Annotated in this window: 18 protein-coding genes and 1 riboswitch; of the genes, 2 read left to right on the top strand and 16 right to left on the bottom strand. The window is 68.1% G+C overall.

Going from position 1 to position 17,397, the window contains the following annotated elements; translation table 11 throughout:
• Positions 1-43: 43 nt before the first annotated feature.
• Positions 44-952: a CbtA family protein gene (locus tag ACJH6I_RS10170; protein WP_318985407.1), complete on the bottom strand. Its 909-nt coding sequence runs from the start codon at positions 950-952 to the stop codon at positions 44-46.
• Between the two features lie 14 nt (positions 953-966).
• Positions 967-1,182 (bottom strand): CbtB-domain containing protein, encoded by a 216-nt coding sequence (locus tag ACJH6I_RS10165; RefSeq protein WP_020100912.1) that lies wholly within the window; start codon positions 1,180-1,182, stop codon positions 967-969.
• Positions 1,183-1,230: 48 nt separating this feature from the next.
• Positions 1,231-1,315: riboswitch (adenosylcobalamin (AdoCbl) riboswitch) on the bottom strand.
• Positions 1,316-1,444: 129 nt separating this feature from the next.
• Between ACJH6I_RS10165 and ACJH6I_RS10160 the strand changes: the two genes are divergently transcribed.
• A complete protein-coding gene (locus ACJH6I_RS10160) occupies positions 1,445-1,900 on the top strand; it encodes a hypothetical protein (protein ID WP_133426367.1) in 456 nt (151 codons plus the stop codon).
• Positions 1,901-1,948: 48 nt separating this feature from the next.
• Here the strand turns inward: ACJH6I_RS10160 and clpC1 are convergent, their stop codons facing one another.
• The 3 genes from clpC1 to lysS all read right to left on the bottom strand — a co-directional run bounded on the left by clpC1 (position 1,949) and on the right by lysS (position 6,688).
• Positions 1,949-4,471 (bottom strand): ATP-dependent Clp protease ATP-binding subunit, encoded by a 2,523-nt coding sequence (gene clpC1, locus ACJH6I_RS10155; RefSeq protein ID WP_212807287.1) that lies wholly within the window; start codon positions 4,469-4,471, stop codon positions 1,949-1,951.
• Between the two features lie 257 nt (positions 4,472-4,728).
• Positions 4,729-5,076 (bottom strand): histone-like nucleoid-structuring protein Lsr2, encoded by a 348-nt coding sequence (lsr2, locus tag ACJH6I_RS10150; RefSeq protein WP_020100914.1) that lies wholly within the window; start codon positions 5,074-5,076, stop codon positions 4,729-4,731.
• Positions 5,077-5,185: 109 nt separating this feature from the next.
• Positions 5,186-6,688, bottom strand: a complete 1,503-nt coding sequence (lysS, locus tag ACJH6I_RS10145; RefSeq protein ID WP_135356464.1) for a lysine--tRNA ligase — start codon at positions 6,686-6,688, stop codon at positions 5,186-5,188.
• Positions 6,689-6,712: 24 nt separating this feature from the next.
• On the opposite strand from lysS, the gene ACJH6I_RS10140 reads away from it, so the two are divergent.
• Positions 6,713-7,960 (top strand): alanine racemase, encoded by a 1,248-nt coding sequence (locus ACJH6I_RS10140; protein ID WP_167837984.1) that lies wholly within the window; start codon positions 6,713-6,715, stop codon positions 7,958-7,960.
• On the opposite strand, the gene ACJH6I_RS10135 is transcribed toward ACJH6I_RS10140, so the two are convergent.
• The 11 genes from ACJH6I_RS10135 to ftsH form a co-directional block, all read right to left on the bottom strand.
• On the bottom strand, positions 7,957-8,757 hold the full coding sequence (locus tag ACJH6I_RS10135) for a type III pantothenate kinase (protein WP_135356462.1): 801 nt from the start codon (positions 8,755-8,757) through the stop codon (positions 7,957-7,959). The genes ACJH6I_RS10140 and ACJH6I_RS10135 overlap by 4 nt on opposite strands.
• A 5-nt stretch (positions 8,758-8,762) precedes the next feature.
• The gene (gene panD / locus ACJH6I_RS10130; RefSeq protein ID WP_020100918.1) at positions 8,763-9,170 is read right to left on the bottom strand and encodes an aspartate 1-decarboxylase; all 408 of its coding nucleotides are present in this window, start codon (positions 9,168-9,170) and stop codon (positions 8,763-8,765) included.
• Entirely contained in the window at positions 9,170-10,126 is a 957-nt protein-coding gene (gene panC, locus ACJH6I_RS10125; RefSeq protein WP_318985406.1) for a pantoate--beta-alanine ligase, read from the bottom strand. Before panC ends, panD begins: the two co-directional genes overlap by 1 nt.
• Positions 10,123-11,049, bottom strand: a complete 927-nt coding sequence (locus ACJH6I_RS10120; protein WP_318985405.1) for a DUF2520 domain-containing protein — start codon at positions 11,047-11,049, stop codon at positions 10,123-10,125. The genes panC and ACJH6I_RS10120 overlap by 4 nt, the downstream gene beginning before the upstream one ends.
• 80 nt (positions 11,050-11,129) lie before the next feature.
• The gene (locus ACJH6I_RS10115; RefSeq protein WP_318985404.1) at positions 11,130-12,209 is read right to left on the bottom strand and encodes a DUF6779 domain-containing protein; all 1,080 of its coding nucleotides are present in this window, start codon (positions 12,207-12,209) and stop codon (positions 11,130-11,132) included.
• A gap of 67 nt (positions 12,210-12,276) precedes the next feature.
• Positions 12,277-12,753, bottom strand: a complete 477-nt coding sequence (locus tag ACJH6I_RS10110) for a DUF3180 domain-containing protein (protein WP_318985403.1) — start codon at positions 12,751-12,753, stop codon at positions 12,277-12,279.
• The gene (gene folK, locus ACJH6I_RS10105; RefSeq protein WP_318985402.1) at positions 12,753-13,256 is read right to left on the bottom strand and encodes a 2-amino-4-hydroxy-6-hydroxymethyldihydropteridine diphosphokinase; all 504 of its coding nucleotides are present in this window, start codon (positions 13,254-13,256) and stop codon (positions 12,753-12,755) included. Before folK ends, ACJH6I_RS10110 begins: the two co-directional genes overlap by 1 nt.
• Complete coding sequence (folB, locus tag ACJH6I_RS10100) at positions 13,253-13,627, bottom strand: dihydroneopterin aldolase (protein WP_135356456.1); 375 nt, start codon at positions 13,625-13,627, stop codon at positions 13,253-13,255. The genes folK and folB overlap by 4 nt, the downstream gene beginning before the upstream one ends.
• The gene (gene folP, locus ACJH6I_RS10095; protein ID WP_406784047.1) at positions 13,620-14,414 is read right to left on the bottom strand and encodes a dihydropteroate synthase; all 795 of its coding nucleotides are present in this window, start codon (positions 14,412-14,414) and stop codon (positions 13,620-13,622) included. The genes folB and folP overlap by 8 nt, the downstream gene beginning before the upstream one ends.
• 20 nt (positions 14,415-14,434) lie before the next feature.
• Positions 14,435-15,043: a GTP cyclohydrolase I FolE gene (gene folE / locus ACJH6I_RS10090; RefSeq protein WP_318985400.1), complete on the bottom strand. Its 609-nt coding sequence runs from the start codon at positions 15,041-15,043 to the stop codon at positions 14,435-14,437.
• A gap of 8 nt (positions 15,044-15,051) precedes the next feature.
• On the bottom strand, positions 15,052-17,310 hold the full coding sequence (gene ftsH / locus ACJH6I_RS10085) for an ATP-dependent zinc metalloprotease FtsH (RefSeq protein WP_318985399.1): 2,259 nt from the start codon (positions 17,308-17,310) through the stop codon (positions 15,052-15,054).
• Positions 17,311-17,397 lie beyond the last annotated feature (87 nt).

Below are 17,397 nucleotides of genomic sequence, written 5' to 3'. Positions count from 1 at the left end.
GTGTCGGTATGCCTCGAACTGTAGTGCGCGGCAACCGCAATCGTCAGAGCGCGGCTGCCACGTCCTGCGCCGGTGCGGCCTTCCTGGTGCCACCGAGGTAGCGCTCGACGAGCCCGCCGAACACCAGCCCGATGACCGTCCAGATCAACGCCTGGTCGATCAGCGAGTACCACCGGAACTTCCACAGCAGGTCGGCGTCGAATCCGGGGTAGATCAGCTGCCCGGGGGCATAGACCTTGCCGTCGACGGTCACCGGCGTCCCGAACGTGTTGGTGATCGGCTGCGGCGTCTCGGTTGCCGCGCGCGCGAAGCCGAACTCGCCGGCGTGCTCGACATTGGCGGCCAGGTCACCCAGCGACGGCAGCGCCGCCAGCAGGCCGCCGTACAGCACGAAGAACCCGAGCACCGCGATACCGACGGCGCGCGCCCAGCCGACCTTCGCGGACAGCTTGCGCGCGGCGAACACCGCGAGGCCCAGCAGAGTCAGCGACCCCCACACCATTCCCAGGTACAGGAAACCGCGGGCCTCCATGGTGAATTCGTGGCCGACAGCGGGTGGGTTCGACGGGTATTTCACGAACGGCAGCAGGTACACACCCAGGAAGCCGAAACCGGCGATGGTCCAGCCCAGCACCTTGGGCCGGACCTGGAACCGGCCGTGCAGCACCAGATACGCGACGGCCACCAGCGCACCCATCGCCACCGAGAACGCGATGATGCCGGTGGCCGCACCGATACCCGACTGGATGGACCGGCTGAACAGTTCCGGTCCGTCCGGCTCGACCGGATGGCCCATGGCCGTGTGCACGGTCGAGAGCACGTTCATGCGGCCGGATTCGTAGTCGATGGCCTTGTCGATGGTGGGCTCGGCAAAGATCCAGGCAAACAGGAACCCCAGAATGCCGGCGACCAGGCCGGCGAGGGCTCCGCGCCCGATGACGCGGATTTCCATGAAAGTCCCTTGCGTCAGTGGCAGGGGAAGCCGAGGAAGTGCCGCGAGTCGTGCACCCACTCGTGGACCACGACGGTCTTGCCGAACATCGACATCATGCCCTCGTCGATGCCGACGAGGTAGTACGCCAGCATGGCCAGGAAGATCGTCACGCCCAGCAGCACTGCCACTCGAGTGGCCGAAAGCGCCTTGGTCGATACGCCCGGCTTGGAAACCGCAATACTCGTCATGGTCAAACCTCCTACGGGGTCACGCGCCCCTACTTTGTTCGGTTCTGCACGACGGCGAAAGATCTGACTCGCCGCAGAGGGCTCACAGTGGCGCAACCGTGCCGGATTCTCACCGGCTTCCATGCACCGTCGTAACGGGATCAAGATACACCGAACCGTTTCCCGTCCGCGCAGATCCGTAGGGACTTCCCTTATATCCGTGGCACCGCCGGGCGCTTAGCGTCGATCTCGACCCCCTGCACAGCGACGGAAAGGCACTGCGATGTTGTTCGCCACCACGGCCAGATTGGTCTGCACAGTCGCCACCGCCGCCACGCTCGCGGTGGCCGGCTGTGGCACCGCCGGCCACAGTTCGAACTCGAGCGCGGGCACGGCCGGAGCGACCGCCGCGGCCGGCAACAGCGGCGCCGGCGACTTCTGCACGCTCGACGCGAAGCTGGTCGCCCGCAAGCTGCGCGACATGAACTCGGCATTCGGCAGCGGTGCGGCAAACCAGAGCCAGATCGTCGACGACCTGCTCAAGGACGCGCCCGTCACGCAGGGTGAACTCATCGCCGCAGCGCCCGCCGAACCGCATCGCTACCTCGAAGACCTCGCCGATCCCAACAAGATGGACGCGATGCTGGACAACATGAAGGCGCTCAACGACTGGGCGCTCAAGAACTGCGATGCGAAGTACCGCCCGCTGTTCGAAGAGCACGGGAAACTCGTCGGCTGACCAAACGGAAAAGCCCCCGACGAATCGGGGGCTTTTCGCGTTGGCTGACTACTCCGAGGCAGTCGCAGCGGCCTCGGCCAGGTCGGCCGATTCCTTGCGACGGCCGGCGAACGTGAACACCGCATCCTCGGTGTTGTTGCTCTCGCCGTCCCAGTTGTCGACGTCCACGGTGACCAGCTGACCGGGGCCGACCTCCTCGAAGAGAATCTTCTCGGAGAGCTGGTCCTCGATCTCGCGCTGGATGGTCCGACGCAGCGGGCGGGCACCCAGGACCGGATCGAAGCCGCGCTTGGCCAGCAGTGCCTTGGCCTTGTCGGTCAGCTCCATCTCCATGTCCTTGGCCTTGAGCTGCTTGGACACCCGGCCGATCATCAGGTCGACCATCTGGATGATCTCGTCCTGCGTCAGCTGGTGGAACACGATGATGTCGTCGATACGGTTCAGGAACTCCGGGCGGAAGTGCTTCTTCAGCTCGTCGTGCACCTTGAGCTTCATCCGCTCGTAGTTGTTCTCGCCGCCACCCTGGGTGAAGCCGAGACCAACCGCCTTGCTGATGTCGCTCGTACCGAGGTTCGAGGTGAAGATCAGCACGGTGTTCTTGAAGTCGACGGTGCGACCCTGACCGTCGGTCAGGCGACCGTCCTCGAGAACCTGCAGGAGGCTGTTGTAGATCTCCTGGTGGGCCTTCTCGATCTCGTCGAACAGCACCACACTGAACGGCTTGCGGCGCACCTTCTCGGTGAGCTGGCCGCCCTCTTCGTAGCCGACGTAGCCCGGAGGGGCACCGAACAGCCGCGACGCGGTGAAGCGGTCGTGGAACTCACCCATGTCGATCTGGATGAGCGCGTCGTCGTCGCCGAACAGGAACTCGGCCAGCGCCTTCGACAGCTCGGTCTTACCCACACCGGACGGGCCGGCGAAGATGAACGAGCCCGACGGACGCTTCGGGTCCTTCAGGCCGGCGCGGGTACGCCGGATGGCCTTCGAGACCGCCTTGACGGCGTCGACCTGGCCGATGATCCGCTTGTGCAGCTCGTCTTCCATGCGCAGCAGACGCGTGGTCTCGGCCTCGGTCAGCTTGAAGACCGGGATGCCGGTCCAGTTGCCCAGGACCTCGGCGATCTGCTCGTCGTCGACCTCGGCGACCACGTCGAGGTCACCCGAACGCCACTGCTTCTCGCGCTCGGCGCGCTGGGCGACCAGCGTCTTCTCCGAGTCGCGCAGCCGGGCTGCCTTCTCGAAGTCCTGCGCGTCGATGGCCGATTCCTTCTCCCGGCGCGCATCGGCGATCTTCTCGTCGAACTCGCGCAGGTCTGGCGGAGCGGTCATCCGGCGGATGCGCATGCGGGCGCCGGCCTCGTCGATCAGGTCGATGGCCTTGTCCGGCAGGAACCGGTCGTTGATGTAGCGGTCGGCCAGCGTCGCGGCCGCGACCAGCGCACCGTCGGTGATGGAGACGCGGTGGTGCGCCTCGTAGCGGTCCCGCAGACCCTTGAGGATCTCGATGGTGTGCTCGACGGTCGGCTCACCCACCTGCACCGGCTGGAACCGGCGCTCGAGGGCAGCGTCCTTCTCGATGTACTTGCGGTACTCGTCGAGCGTCGTCGCACCGATGGTCTGCAGCTCACCACGGGCCAGCTTCGGCTTCAGGATGCTGGCGGCGTCGATGGCGCCCTCGGCGGCACCCGCACCCACGAGCGTGTGCAGCTCGTCGATGAACAGGATGATGTCGCCGCGGGTGTTGATCTCCTTGAGCACCTTCTTCAGGCGCTCTTCGAAGTCACCGCGGTAGCGGCTGCCGGCGACCAGCGAACCCAGGTCCAGCGTGTAGAGCTGCTTGTCCTTCAGGGTCTCGGGGACCTCGCCGTGCACGATGGCCTGCGCCAGGCCCTCGACGACGGCGGTCTTACCGACACCCGGCTCACCGATCAGCACCGGGTTGTTCTTGGTGCGGCGGCTCAGCACCTGCATGACCCGCTCGATTTCCTTCTCACGGCCGATGACCGGATCGAGCTTGCCCTCGGCGGCGGCGGCGGTCAGGTTGCGACCGAACTGGTCCAGCACGAGCGACGTCGACGGGTTGCCCGTCTCGCCACCGCGGCCACCGGTACCGGCCTCGGCGGTCTCCTTGCCCTGGTAGCCCGACAGCAGCTGGATGACCTGCTGACGCACGCGGGTCAGCTCGGCGCCCAGCTTCACGAGCACCTGGGCGGCGACGCCCTCGCCCTCGCGGATCAGGCCGAGCAGGATGTGCTCGGTGCCGATGTAGTTGTGGCCGAGCTGCAGCGCCTCACGCAGCGACAGCTCGAGCACCTTCTTGGCGCGCGGCGTGAACGGAATGTGGCCCGACGGCGCCTGCTGACCCTGGCCGATGATCTCCTCGACCTGGCTGCGCACACCCTCGAGCGAGATGCCCAGCGATTCCAGCGACTTGGCAGCTACGCCCTCGCCCTCATGGATGAGGCCAAGCAGGATGTGCTCGGTGCCGATGTAGTTGTGGTTGAGCATCCGGGCTTCTTCTTGAGCCAGGACGACGACCCGGCGGGCCCGGTCGGTGAATCTCTCGAACATCGGTGTTACCTGCTCTCCCTCGTAGCGCAGCTCCTGCCACGTCACTTCGCGTGTCGCGACGCTGTGCGCCTACCGTCCACTCTAATGGGCGGCGACCATGCGTGCCCTGCGGTATCCCCTAGCTCGCAAGGCCACTCAGCGCTGCGAAAAGGCCAACGCGCTGCGGCGACGAAACGTTTCCCGGATCGGGCCGACCGGGCTACGCCGAAAGCGAACAGAGAAACTGCGGGCAATCCTGAATTCTGTTGCCCGCGGGCTCAGGTGGCGGCGTGGAACGCGTCGATGATCTCCGCCGGGATACGGCCCCGGCTGGAGACATTGTGGCCGTTGCGGCGCGCCCATTCCCGGATCGCGGCGCTCTGCTCACGGTCGATGGACGCGCGGCCCCGCCCTGTCGCGCCGGTGCTGGCGCGGCCGCGGCGGCGACCACCGACACGACGGCCGGCCTCGACCCATTTCTTCAAATCATTCCGAAGCTTGGTGGCGTTCTTGGTGGTGAGGTCGATCTCGTAGTTCACCCCGTCGAGAGCAAATTCGACCGTCTCATCCGCCGCACCTTCACCGTCGAAATCGTCGACGAGCGTGACAGTCACTTTCTTTGCCATCGGCCCACACTAACCCTTCTGCCTCGGAAAAATGCAGAATCGACTCTGCCATAACAATGCTGGCATAGGAGTTCAATTCCTTCAACAAGTCTCAGGGTCAGCTCAGTTTTCAGTCGGCTTGGCGCCGCACAATCGGGAACAAAACCGTGTCCCTAATCGTCAACCCCGTCAACGCCATGAGCAAGCGGTCGAGTCCCATTCCTGTTCCGGTCGTCGGCGGCATCGCATACTCCAATGCGATAAGGAAATCCTCATCAAGTCGCATTGCCTCGTCGTCACCGGCAGCGGCGGCACGCGCCTGCGCCTCGAAACGCTCGCGTTGAATCACCGGATCGATCAACTCCGAATATCCGGTGGCGAGCTCGAACTTCCGGACATACAGATCCCATTTTTCTGTAACGCCCGGAATACTGCGGTGGGCCCGAGTGAGCGGCGTGGTCTCCACCGGGAAATCGCGGACGAAGGTCGGCGCCCAAAGGTGATCGCCGACGGTGTGCTCCCACAGTTCCTCGATCAATTTCCCGTGACCGTATCCGCGGTCCCGGGGAATCTCGGCGCCGAGCCGTTCGGCCACCTTCCACAGGTACTCGACGGAAGTCTCCGGGGTGATCTCCTCACCCAGCGCTTCCGACAACGACGGATACATTTCGATGGTCGCCCATTCACCATCGAGGTCATAGGTGGAACCGTCCGGCAGCGGGACCATTCGGGTACCAATGGCCTCGTCGGCAACCTCCTGAATAAGCTCACGCGTCACAATCGCGGAATCGTCATATGTGCCGTAGGCCTGATAAGTCTCCAACATCGCAAATTCCGGTGAATGCGTGGAATCCGCGCCCTCGTTGCGAAAGTTCCGATTAAGCTCAAAAACCTTCTCGAAGCCACCGACCAGGCAGCGCTTCAGGAACAACTCGGGCGCGATGCGCAGGTACAGATCCGCATCGAGCGCGTTGGAGTGCGTGATGAATGGCCGGGCGGCAGCGCCACCGGGCAGCGTCTGCAGCATCGGGGTCTCGACTTCGAGAAAACCGCGACGCTCCAATGCCGAACGCAATGCCCGCACCACCGCAATGCGCTGGCGGGCGACATTGCGGGCCTCGGGCCGCACGATCAGGTCGACGTACCGCTGCCGGACCCGCGTCTCTTCATTCAATTCCTTGTGCGCGACGGGAAGCGGCCGCAGCGCCTTGGACACAATTTGCCAGTTCTGGGCAAGCACAGACAATTCCCCGCGCCGGGAGCTGATGACCTCGCCCTCGATGAAGACGATGTCGCCCAGGTCGACGTCGGACTTCCAGGCATCGAGCGACTCCTGGCCCACCTTGTCCAGGCTCAGCATGGCCTGCAGCTGGGTGCCGTCACCCTCCTGCAGCGTCGCGAAGCACAGCTTTCCGGAGTTCCGGGCGAACACCACACGCCCTGCGACGCCGACGATGTCACCGGTCGCGGTGTCCGCGGCGAGCTCCGGATAGGCCGCCCGCAGCTCGGCCAGGGTGTGGGTACGCGGCACCTCGACCGGATACGGGTCGCGCCCCTCGGCCAGCAGCCGCTCACGCTTGGCCTGGCGGATGCGGAACTGCTCGGGAATGTCGGGGCTGTCGGCTTCGCTCACGAAATGCCAGCTTAAATGAAGCCCATGGCCACCAGTTTCGAGCAGTCCGCCGTAGACGCGCTGGACCACGAGCCGATCGACTGGAAATTCAAGGGACTGCCGGCCTCGTGGTGGGGCCAGACGCCTGCTCAGGTGTGCCGTCGCCGCCCCAGTCTGTTCGCCGACGGCGCGGTGTCGCCGGTGTGCACGCTGCGTACCCAGCCGCTGGTGCACAACATGGTCACCATGGCGCGCTGGTGCCGGCGCCGGGGCGTACAGCTCGCGCCGCACGGCAAGACCCACATGTCACCGCAGCTTCTCGCCCGTCAGCTCGGCGCGGGAGCAGTGGCTGTCACGGCCGCCACCATCAGCCAGGTCCGGGTGTTTCGGGCGTTCGGGGTGCGCCGGATCATCCTGGCCAACGAGCTCGTCGACGTCACCGGGCTGCGCTGGCTGGCCGCCGAGCTGGACGCCAATCCCGACTTCGAGCTGACCTGTTGGGTGGACTCGGTGCGTGGCGTGCAGTTGATGACGTCCGCGCTGACCGGCCGGCGCCGCCAGGTGGACGTCTGCGTCGAGATCGGCCAGCCGGGCGGCCGCACCGGCTGCCGCGACGCCGAGACCGTCGACGCCGTGGCGCGCGCGGCGGTGGACTCGGACCGGCTGCGGCTCGTCGGCGTCGCCGGATACGAGGCGGCCACCGGCCATGAGGTCGGTGACGCCGCGGTGGCTGCCGTCTCGGCGTACCTGCAGACCATGCGCGACACCGTCATCCGGTTGCACCCGCTGTTCGAGACCGACGAGATCCTGGCGACGGCCGGCGGCAGCACGTATTTCGACCTGGTCGCCGACATCCTGACCGGTTGGCCCGACGGCATGACGGTGCAGACCGTCCTGCGCAGCGGCTGCTACCTGACGCACGACGACGGTCTCTACGCCCGCACGACGCCGCTCGGCCGCACCGACAGCGCCCACCTGGAGCCCGCGCTCAGCGTGTGGGCGCAGGTGCTGTCCCGGCCCGAGCCCGACCTCGCCATCGTGGGCATGGGCCGCCGCGACGTCTCGTTCGACCAGGACCTGCCCGTGCCGTACGGGCGGCCCGACAGCCGCGTCGAGAAGCTCAACGACCAGCACGCCTACCTGCGGCTGGCACCGGCCGACCAGGACCTGGCCGTCGGTGACTGGCTGGAATTCGGCATCTCACACCCATGCACGGTGTTCGACAAGTGGCAGCTGATCCCGGTGCTCGACGCCGACCACCGGGTGGTCGAGTTGGTCCGGACGTTCTTCTAGGCCCGGCGGGCGTTGCGCTGGTTGCGCTCGAAGACCAGGCGGAGGCCGTCGAGCGTGAGGTTCTTCTCGTAGTGCTGCACGGTCCGTAGATCGGGCAGCACCAGCTGCGCGGTGTGACCGGTGGCCACCACGGTGACGTGGTTTCCGTCGAAGCCGTCGACATCGTCACGCACGCGGTTCACCAGGCCGTCCACCAGGGCCGCGAAACCGAACACCGCACCGGCCTGCATGCACTCGACGGTGTTCTTGCCGATCACCGACCGCGGCCGGGTCAGCTCGACGCGGCGCAGCGCCGCCGAACGGGCCGCGGCCGCATCAGAGGACACCTGGACCCCGGGCGCGATGGCACCACCGAGGAACTCACCCTTGGCCGAGACGACGTCGACGCAGATCGACGACCCGAAGTCGACGACGATGGCCGCGGTGCCGTACTTGTGGTACGCCGCAAGGCAGTTGACGATGCGGTCGGCCCCGACCTCTTTCGGGTTGTCGACGAGCAGCGGGATGCCGGTGCGCACACCCGGCTCGATCAGCACGTGCGGCACCTTCGGCCAGTACTGGTCCAGCATGACCCGGATTTCGTGCAGCACCGACGGCACCGTCGACAAACCCGTTGCGCCGAGCAGGTTTTCGGCATCGTCACCGATCAGGCCGTCGATGGTCAGCGCGAGCTCGTCGGCCGTCACCTCCGACTCGGTCCGAATCCGCCAGTTCTGCACCACTTTCGCGTGATCTCCGGAGCCGGAGATCAACCCGACGATGGTGTGGGTGTTGCGGACATCGATTGCCAGCAGCACCGGCGTTACCGCGGCGACAGCAGGCCGTCGACGCCGTCCGGGACGTGCGCGGCGTCGTGCGAGAAGTCGATCTGCCGGTTCTGCGCGTCGACGAAGATGACGTTCGGCTGGTACGTGCGGGCCTCGGCATCGTCCATGGTGGCGTAGGCGATGAGGATCACCAGGTCACCGGGATGGATCAGATGCGCTGCGGCACCGTTGATCCCGATGATGCCGGTGCCGCGCTCACCGGTGATGGCGTAGGTGACCAGCCGGTTGCCGTTGTCGATGTCGACGATGGTGACCTGCTCACCCTCGAGGATGTCGGCGGCGTCCATCAGGTCGGCGTCGATGGTCACCGAACCCACGTAGTGCAGGTCCGCCTGCGTCACCGTGGCCCGGTGAATCTTGGACTTCAGCATGGTGCGAAACATCAATTCCTCCAAGGTAATTCGTGGTTCCCGTCCTGGTCGGCGGCAGACCCCACATTGGGGTGACCGTCGATCCCTGCGGATGCACCGATATCGATGGCGATGTTGTCCAACAATCTGGTCGTGCCGAGCCGGCCCACCACCAGCATCCGGGCCGGGCCCGACGCCGGTGCCGGTCCCAGCCAGGGGTCCCGGACCTCCAGATAGTCGACGTCGATGGCGGGTACCTCGTCGAGGACCGCCCGGGCCGCATCGAGTGCGGCGGCCGCGCCGTGCGACGCGGAGTACTTACCGGCGAGCAGCGCCGCGGACAGCGCCCCGGCCTGCTCGCGCTGTTCAGCATCGAGATAGCGGTTGCGCGACGACATGGCCAGTCCGTCGGACTCGCGCACGATCGGCACCGCCTGGATGCGCACGTCGAGGTCGAGGTCGTCGACCATCTGGCGCACCAGAACCAGCTGCTGGTAATCCTTTTCGCCGAAGAACGCGCGGTCGGGCCGCACGATGTTCAGCAGCTTGAGCACCACGGTCAGCATCCCGGCGAAGTGCGTCGGGCGGGAGCCGCCCTCCAGTTCGGCGCCCAGCGGGCCGGGCACGACCGTGGTGCGCCGGCCGCTCGGATACATGGCAGCGGCGCTGGGTGCGAAGACGATGTCGACGTCCTCGCCGCGCAGCAACTCGACGTCGGAGTCCAGCGTCCGCGGGTAGGCGTCCAGGTCCTCCCCCGCGCCGAACTGCAACGGGTTGACGAAGATCGACACCACCACGACGGCGCCGGGCACCTTCTTGGCGGAGCGCACCAGCTCCAGGTGCCCCTCGTGCAGCGCGCCCATGGTCGGCACGAGCATCACGCGGCGCCCCGTCGCGCGCAGCACCCGCGACACATCCGACACGTCGGTCGGATTGGTGTAGAGGTTCAGCTCGCCGGCGGTGAACTTCGGCGGCCTGCGATCGGTCACTGCGCTCTCCCTGAGTCGTTCAACACGGCGAAAACCTCTTCGGGTGCGTGGGCACGTTGTGCGGTGCGCAGCGACATGGCCCGATATCCCTGCGCCAGTTCGGGATTCACTTCCGCCATGGCATGCAGATGGGCGGCGACGGCGGCGCCGTCACCGCGGGCCACCGGGCCGGTCAGCGCACTCTGCCCGCGTTGCAGCGCGTTCTCCAGGGAGGCCCGCGCCAGCGGCGCGAGGATGCGTTCGGCGATGCCGGCGGGGTCACCCGTGACCAGTTCCTGCCCCAGCAGTTCCTGGCCGGCGAGCGCCTCGCGCAGGGCTTCGACGGCGTCGAGGACGACGGTGATGACGTGATTGCCGGCGTGCGCCAGGGCCGCGTGATAGAGCGTGCGGGCGTCTTCGCGAACCCGGAACGGTTCGCCGCCGATTTCGAGAACAAGAGATTGGGCGATGGCGTAGCCGATGTCGTCGGCCGCGGTGATGCCGAAACAGGTCTCCGACAGCCGGGTGATGTCTTCGTCCGAGCCGGTGAACGTCATGGCCGGGTGGATGGCCAGCGGGATACAGCCCTGCTCGGTCAGCGGGGCCAGCACGGCGATGCCGTTGGCGCCCGAGGTGTGCACGACGATGGTGCCGGGACGGACCGATCCGGTGGCCGCCAGGCCGGCGACGACGGACGTCAGCTCGGCGTCCGGCACGGCCAGCAGCAGGAGTTCGGCCTTGGCAGCGACGTCGTGCGCGGGCAGCACCTGGGTGTCGGGCAGCCGGCGCTCGGCACGACCGCGCGACGCATGGGAGATCGCGCTACACGCGACGACGACGTGGTCGGCGCGCTCCAGCGCAACACCCAGCGCACTGCCGACCCGCCCTGCGGAAATGATTCCGACAGTGAGCCGGGCCGGACGCAGTCCGTCGAGCTGCTTCATTGCAGCGACCTCACAATTGGTGGTTTCTCCTCGTTCCAGTCCTGCTCGGCAGGTACCGGACGGTCACCGCAGAGCGTAGCTCAGTCCTCGCGGCGACGTCGACGGCCGCCGCCGCTGGGATTGGCCTGCAGGCGCGCCAGCAATTCGGCCGCCGGCTGCCCGCCAACGTGCTGACCTGCGGGTTCGTCGTCCGGCTCGGCTCGGCGCCGACGGCCGGATGTGACAGGGGTCTCTGTCGCGGGCGGCGCAGTGGCCGGTTCCGCGGGGGCCCCGTGGCGGCCCCGGCGCGGCGGTTCGGGAGCCGGCTCGGGAGCGGGTGGGACGACCGGCAGCGTCATGGTCGGTTCGGGTCCGCGGTCCTGGACCGGCGGCGGCGGGGGCGGCGGCGGGGGCGGCGCCGGTTCCGGCGTCGCGGCGGCCCAGTTGCTGCCGGGCTGACCGGCCGGAATCCACTGGCCTTCGGCCGGCGTCGGCTGCCAGTCGGATGGGCCCGGCTCCGGCGGACGACGGTGCGCGCCACCGAACGGCGGCTGCGGCGGCGGGGGTGGTGGCGCCCACGGGTCCGGCGGCACATGCGGCTCGGCCGCCACGTCGATGATGGGGCTCTCTTCGGTGTTCGGCTCCGACATCAGGTCGGGCCGGTCCTCGGTGTCGATCCGGCTGGCGACGACGCGGCCGACCGGCGCGGCCTGCCCGGTGCGGTCGGTCTCGAGCGCCGGGCGGTGCGCGAGATCGGTGTCGAAGTAGAACTCGAGGTTGGCGCGCAGCGCGGCCAGCTCGGCACGCAGCGCCGCAACCTCGTCGGCCGACTGGGCGCGCAGTTCGGAGGCCAGCTCACGGCGCAGATGCGATTCCAGCGACAGTTCGTATTCGCGCCGCGCCGCGATCTCGCGGTCGAGCTGCAGGTCGTAGACGAGCTTGAGGTCGCGGGCCCGGGCCTGGTCCAGATCAGCCTGGCGCCGGTAGATGAACGAGGCGAACGCCGCCGCCACCGCGGCCCACAGGGCGATGACCACAGCGAGTTTCAGCAACTCGACCTGATCGGTGAACACCAGTGCGGAACTGGCGATGATCGCGAGCACCAGCAACGCCGTCAGCAGCAACCAACCCGGCCTGCGGTTCGCACGCCTGCCACGCGCAGCCCGGGTCGGATCGATCATGGGCTGACTGTACCGTTTTGCCTTCCCATCGCAGGTCGACCGACACCCCGTCCGGACGGATCGTTACCTATTCGGTTGCGCCGTCGGACTTCTCCGGCGGGTCCAGCGGCGCGCGGCAGCAATGCTGCAACCACAGACCCGCCACCACCAGGGCCAGCGCGCTCACCGCGGCGACCGTCACACCCGGGAAATCGGCCGCCGCGACGCGCAGGACGCCGCGCCGCGGGAGCACGTAACCGAGGACGCCGAGCCACCAGCCGAGGGCCAGCGCCCCGACCCAGGCCGACGCCTTGGCCACCACGACCGACCGCGCGACCGCCAGCGGGTGGATCCGGCCGGACCCCACACCGATGTCACCGCCCGAGATCTTGGCGCGCAGGAAGAATGCCCAGCCCGCCTCCGCGGCGGCAAAAACCAACAGCGACAACCCCGTCCACACCGTGATCGGCGGGAACCAGCGGTACACCAGGATCACCAGCAGGTACGCGACGACCGTGGCCAGCGCCGTGCCGATCGCCAGGTCCCGCTTCCGGGTCGGTCCCATCAGGGCACCAGCGCCAGGTCGGTGCGGCGCACGCCGTCGCGTTCGACGGCATCGAGCGCGGCCAGCAGCTCGGCGACCGGAACACCTCGCAGTTGGGCGCCGGGGTCGGCCGCCAGCCACGGCACCAGCACGAAGGCGCGTTGATGCGCCAGCGGGTGCGGCAGTGTCAGGACCGGATCGTCGGAGCGCACTTCGACGTCGCCGTCGTGGCAGCTGACGATATCGACATCGAGAGTGCGTGGCCCCCAACGCTGTTCGCGCACGCGGTCCGCCGCGTTCTCGAACTCATGGGCCCGCCGCAGCCACCCCGGGCCGTCGAGGCCGGGATCGTCGGCCAGCAGCACGGCATTCAGGAACGGCCCCTGCTCGACACCGCCCCAGGCCGCCGTCTCGTAAACCGGTGAGACCGCGCGGACCACAGCGCGCAGCCCCGAGACCACCGACTGCAGGTGAGCGAGCCGGTCACCCAGGTTGGAGCCGATGGACAGGACCACGGACGTCACCCTCGGCCGCCCCGCCTCGACCGGCGCGCCACGACCGCAACGTCCTTGAACGTCAACGGGATCGGCGCGCTGGGCTTGTGCAGCACCACCTCGACGGCGTGGACACGCTGGTCGGTCATCACCGAGTCGGCGATCTCGGCCGACACCGTCTCGATCAGATTGCGCGGCGGCCCGGCGATGATGTCGGCGGCCTGCTGCGCCAGCTTGCCGTAGTCCAGGGTGTCCGACAGCTCGTCGCTCAGCGCGGCGGCCGCCAGGTCGATCCACACCGTGATGTCGACGACGAAGTCCTGGCCGTCCTCGCGTTCATGGTCGAAGACGCCGTGATTCCCGCGAACGGTCAAGCCGCGCAATTCGATTCGATCAGCCATGCCAGGCCTGCACCACCTTCACCGCATCCACCGACGCCTGCACATCATGCACCCGCACTCCCCACGCGCCCTGCTGCGCCGCCAGCGCCGAGATCACCGCGGTGGCCGTCTCCCGGCCGTCGGGCTCGCGCGGCGTGCCGTCGGCATCCGCCAGCAGGGTGCCGAGGAACCGCTTGCGCGACGCCCCGACCAGCACCGGGACACCGGTGGCCACGAACTCGGGCAGCGCCCGCAGCAGCGCCCAATTGTGCTGCGCGGACTTGGCGAAGCCCAGGCCCGGATCGATGATCAGGTTGCCCGGCTCCACGCCGGCCGCCACCGCGTCGTCGACGGCGGTGAGCAGTTCGGCCCGGACATCGGCCACGACGTCGGGGTACTCCGGAATCCGGTGCGGCTGCGCGGCGTCGACCTCGCGCCAGTGCATCAGCACCCACGGCACCCGCGCGCCGGCCAGCAGCGGGGCCATGTTCGGGTCGGCCCGGCCCCCCGACACGTCGTTGACGATGTGCACGCCGCATTCCAGCGCGGCCTCGGCCACGTCGGCGTGCATGGTGTCGACGCTGACCGTGATGTCTTGTGCCACAAGCTCTCTGATCACCGGCAGGACGCGGCCGCGTTCGACCTCGGGATCCAGCCGCGCCGCGCCGGGCCGGGTGGATTCCCCGCCGACGTCGATGATCTGAGCTCCCTGCGCCGCCAGCTCCAGACCGTGCTCGATGGCGCGGTCGTGGTCGAGGAAGCGGCCGCCGTCGGAGAACGAGTCGGCGGTGACGTTGACCACGCCCATCACGCGCGTGCGGACGGGGTTCACTTCCGCAGGATCAGATCCAGCGCCTCGGCTCGCGACGACGCGCAGGTCTTGAACTGGCCGCGCACCGCCGAGGTGGTGGTCACCGCACCGGGCTTGCGGACGCCGCGCATCGCCATGCACAGGTGCTCCGCCTCGACCACCACGATGGCGCCCTGCGGGTTCAGCTTGCGCATCAGCGCGTCGGCGATCTGGCCGGTCAGCCGTTCCTGCACCTGGGGCCGCTTGGCGTACAGGTCGACGAGGCGGGCGATCTTGGACAGTCCCGTCACCCGGCCGTCCTCACCCGGGATGTAGCCGACATGCGCGACGCCGTGGAACGACACCAGGTGGTGCTCGCAGGTCGAATACATCGGGATGTCCTTGACCAGCACCAGCTCGTCGTGCCCCTCGTCGAACGTGGTGTCGAGCACCGAGTCGGGGTCGGTGTACAGCCCGCCGAAAATCTCCTCGAAGGCGCGCGCGACGCGGCCGGGAGTGTCCCGGAGCCCTTCCCGGTCCGGGTCCTCGCCCACGGCGAGCAGCAGCTCACGCACTGCTGCCTCGGCTCGATCGTGATCGAACTTCGGCGGGGTGAGCCTGGCCGAATGGATCTGCGACCGCGTCATCTATGCGCCTACTCGTCGTTGGGTTTGGCAGGCGGCGGCGCCGGCTGCTGCGGGTACGGCTGGTAGCCCTGCGACGGACCGGGTTGTCCCCAGCCCGGCTGCGGGTACCACTGGCCCGGCTGGGCGTGGTGGCCGTGGCCGTGCTGCGGCGGTCCCTGGGGCGGCCAGCCCGGGGCCTGCCAGCCCGCGGGTGCGCCGTAGTTCGGCTGGGTCTGTCCGTGCTGGGGCTGACCGTTCGGCGCGGCGTGCGCGCCGTTGGTGCCGTTCACGCCGGATCCGGCGGCGGCCTGGCTGGCCGCGGCGATGGCCGCCTTGAAGGCCGGCTCCTTGACGGGCGGGGGCCACGGCTCGCCGCGCTCGATGGCCAGCTCGCCCGGCGTCTTGATGGGCGGCTTCTCCGACGGAATCCGGCCACCGAAGTCGTCGAACAGCGTCAGGCGGGGCCGCTTCTCGACGTCGGCCAGGATGCGCTCCAGGTCGGGGCGGTGCAGCGTCTCCTTCTCGAGCAGCTCGCCGGCCAGGGCGTCCAGCTGGTCGCGGTACTGCGTCAGCACGTCCCACGCCTCGGTGTGCGCGGCCTCGATGAGCTTGCGCACCTCGTCGTCGATGTCGCGGGCGACCTCGTGGCCGAAGTCGGCCTGGGTGCCCATGGTGCGGCCCAGGAAGGGATCACCGTGCTCGGTGCCGTACCGGACGGCGCCCAGCTTGGCGCTCATGCCGAACTCGGTGACCATGGCGCGGGCGATCTTGGTGGCGTTCTCGATGTCGGAGACCGCGCCGGTCGTGGGCTCGCGGAAGATCAGCTCTTCGGCGGCACGGCCGCCGATCGCCATGACCAGGCGCGCGATCAACTCGGAGCGGGTCTGCATGCCCTTGTCGTCCTCGGGGACGGCGACGGCGTGCCCACCGGTGCGGCCGCGGGCCAGGATCGTCACCTTGTACACCGGGTCCAGGTGCGGCATGGCCCAGCCGGCCAGCGTGTGCCCGGCCTCGTGGTACGCGGTGATCTTCTTTTCCAGCTCGCTGATGATGCGGCCCTTGCGGCGCGGACCACCGACGACACGGTCGACGGCTTCCTCCAGCGCCGGGCCGGTGATCACGGTGGCGTTCTCGCGGGCGGTCAGCAGCGCGGCCTCGTTGATGACGTTGGCCAGGTCGGCGCCGGACATGCCGACGGTGCGCTTGGCCAGGCCGTCGAGGTCGGCGTCGGGGGCGATGGGCTTGCCGGCCGAGTGCACCCGCAGCACGGCCTTGCGGCCGGCCAGGTCGGGTGCCGAGACCGGGATCTGCCGGTCGAAGCGGCCGGGGCGCAGCAGGGCCGGGTCGAGGATGTCGGGCCGGTTGGTGGCGGCGATCAGGATGACGCCCTGGCGGTCACCGAAGCCGTCCATCTCGACCAGCAGCTGGTTCAGCGTCTGCTCGCGCTCGTCGTGGCCACCGCCCAGGCCGGCGCCGCGCTGACGGCCGACGGCGTCGATCTCGTCGACGAAGATGATGCACGGGCTGTTCTGCTTGGCCTGCTCGAACAGGTCACGCACGCGGGAGGCGCCGACACCGACGAACATCTCGACGAAGTCCGAACCGGAAATCGTGAAGAACGGAACCCCGGCCTCACCGGCGACCGCGCGGGCCAGCAGCGTCTTACCCGTTCCCGGCGGGCCGTACAGCAGCACGCCCTTGGGGATCTTGGCGCCGAGGGCCTGGTAACGGCTCGGGTTCTGCAGGAAGTCCTTGATCTCGTAGAGCTCTTCGACGGCCTCGTCCACGCCGGCGACGTCGGCGAACGTCGTCTTCGGCATGTCCTTGCCGAGCATCTTGGCGCGCGACTTGCCGAAGCCGAAGCCCATGCGGCCGCCGCCCTGCATGCGGGAGAACATGAAGAACAGGCCGACGAGCAGCAGCAGCGGCAGCAGGTAGATCAGCAGCGAGCTGAGGATGCTGCCCTGGTTGACGACGGTCTTGGTCTTGACGTTCTTGCCGTTGAGCGCATCGAACAGCGGCACCGCATAGCCCGTCGGGAACGACGTGATGATCTTGTTGCTGTTGTCGGTGTCGGCGCTGACGCTCTTCAGATCCAGCCGGACCTGCTGTTCGCGATCGTCGATCTGGGCGCCGGTGACGTTCCCGGCGTTGATCTGGGCGACCGCGACAGACGTGTCGACCTGGTGATAACCGCGCGTGTCATCACTGAAATAGAAGAAAGACCAACCCAGCAGCAACACGACCGCGACGACGGTCAGGGTGCGGATGACGTTTTTTCGCTTCATCGACATATTTCGGCCGGCGAATACTCGTCGGCCAGGTCCTTCCGATACACAGATGCGGGATAGTTCACAGGTTACCGCTATGCAAAC

The sequence above is a fragment of the Mycobacterium sp. SMC-13 genome, assembly GCF_045311035.1.
GTDB lineage: Bacteria > Actinomycetota > Actinomycetes > Mycobacteriales > Mycobacteriaceae > Mycobacterium.
Note: the sequence above shows the minus strand (reverse complement) of the source record. Positions and strands in the feature narration are given on the sequence as shown.

What these genes read in the sequence shown, in the direction of transcription:
- folP (WP_406784047.1), bottom strand. Translation starts at nt 14,414, where the DNA reads ATGGGCGTGGTCAACGTCACCGCCGACTCGTTCTCCGACGGCGGCCGC.
- ACJH6I_RS10165 (WP_020100912.1), bottom strand. Translation starts at nt 1,182, where the DNA reads ATGACGAGTATTGCGGTTTCCAAGCCGGGCGTATCGACCAAGGCGCTT.
- ACJH6I_RS10160 (WP_133426367.1), top strand. Translation starts at nt 1,445, where the DNA reads ATGTTGTTCGCCACCACGGCCAGATTGGTCTGCACAGTCGCCACCGCC.
- ACJH6I_RS10120 (WP_318985405.1), bottom strand. Translation starts at nt 11,049, where the DNA reads ATGAAGCAGCTCGACGGACTGCGTCCGGCCCGGCTCACTGTCGGAATC.
- clpC1 (WP_212807287.1), bottom strand. Translation starts at nt 4,471, where the DNA reads ATGTTCGAGAGATTCACCGACCGGGCCCGCCGGGTCGTCGTCCTGGCT.
- panD (WP_020100918.1), bottom strand. Translation starts at nt 9,170, where the DNA reads ATGTTTCGCACCATGCTGAAGTCCAAGATTCACCGGGCCACGGTGACG.
- ACJH6I_RS10140 (WP_167837984.1), top strand. Translation starts at nt 6,713, where the DNA reads ATGGCCACCAGTTTCGAGCAGTCCGCCGTAGACGCGCTGGACCACGAG.
- ACJH6I_RS10110 (WP_318985403.1), bottom strand. Translation starts at nt 12,753, where the DNA reads ATGGGACCGACCCGGAAGCGGGACCTGGCGATCGGCACGGCGCTGGCC.
- ACJH6I_RS10115 (WP_318985404.1), bottom strand. Translation starts at nt 12,209, where the DNA reads ATGATCGATCCGACCCGGGCTGCGCGTGGCAGGCGTGCGAACCGCAGG.
- ftsH (WP_318985399.1), bottom strand. Translation starts at nt 17,310, where the DNA reads ATGAAGCGAAAAAACGTCATCCGCACCCTGACCGTCGTCGCGGTCGTG.
- folB (WP_135356456.1), bottom strand. Translation starts at nt 13,627, where the DNA reads ATGGCTGATCGAATCGAATTGCGCGGCTTGACCGTTCGCGGGAATCAC.
- folE (WP_318985400.1), bottom strand. Translation starts at nt 15,043, where the DNA reads ATGACGCGGTCGCAGATCCATTCGGCCAGGCTCACCCCGCCGAAGTTC.
- lsr2 (WP_020100914.1), bottom strand. Translation starts at nt 5,076, where the DNA reads ATGGCAAAGAAAGTGACTGTCACGCTCGTCGACGATTTCGACGGTGAA.
- ACJH6I_RS10170 (WP_318985407.1), bottom strand. Translation starts at nt 952, where the DNA reads ATGGAAATCCGCGTCATCGGGCGCGGAGCCCTCGCCGGCCTGGTCGCC.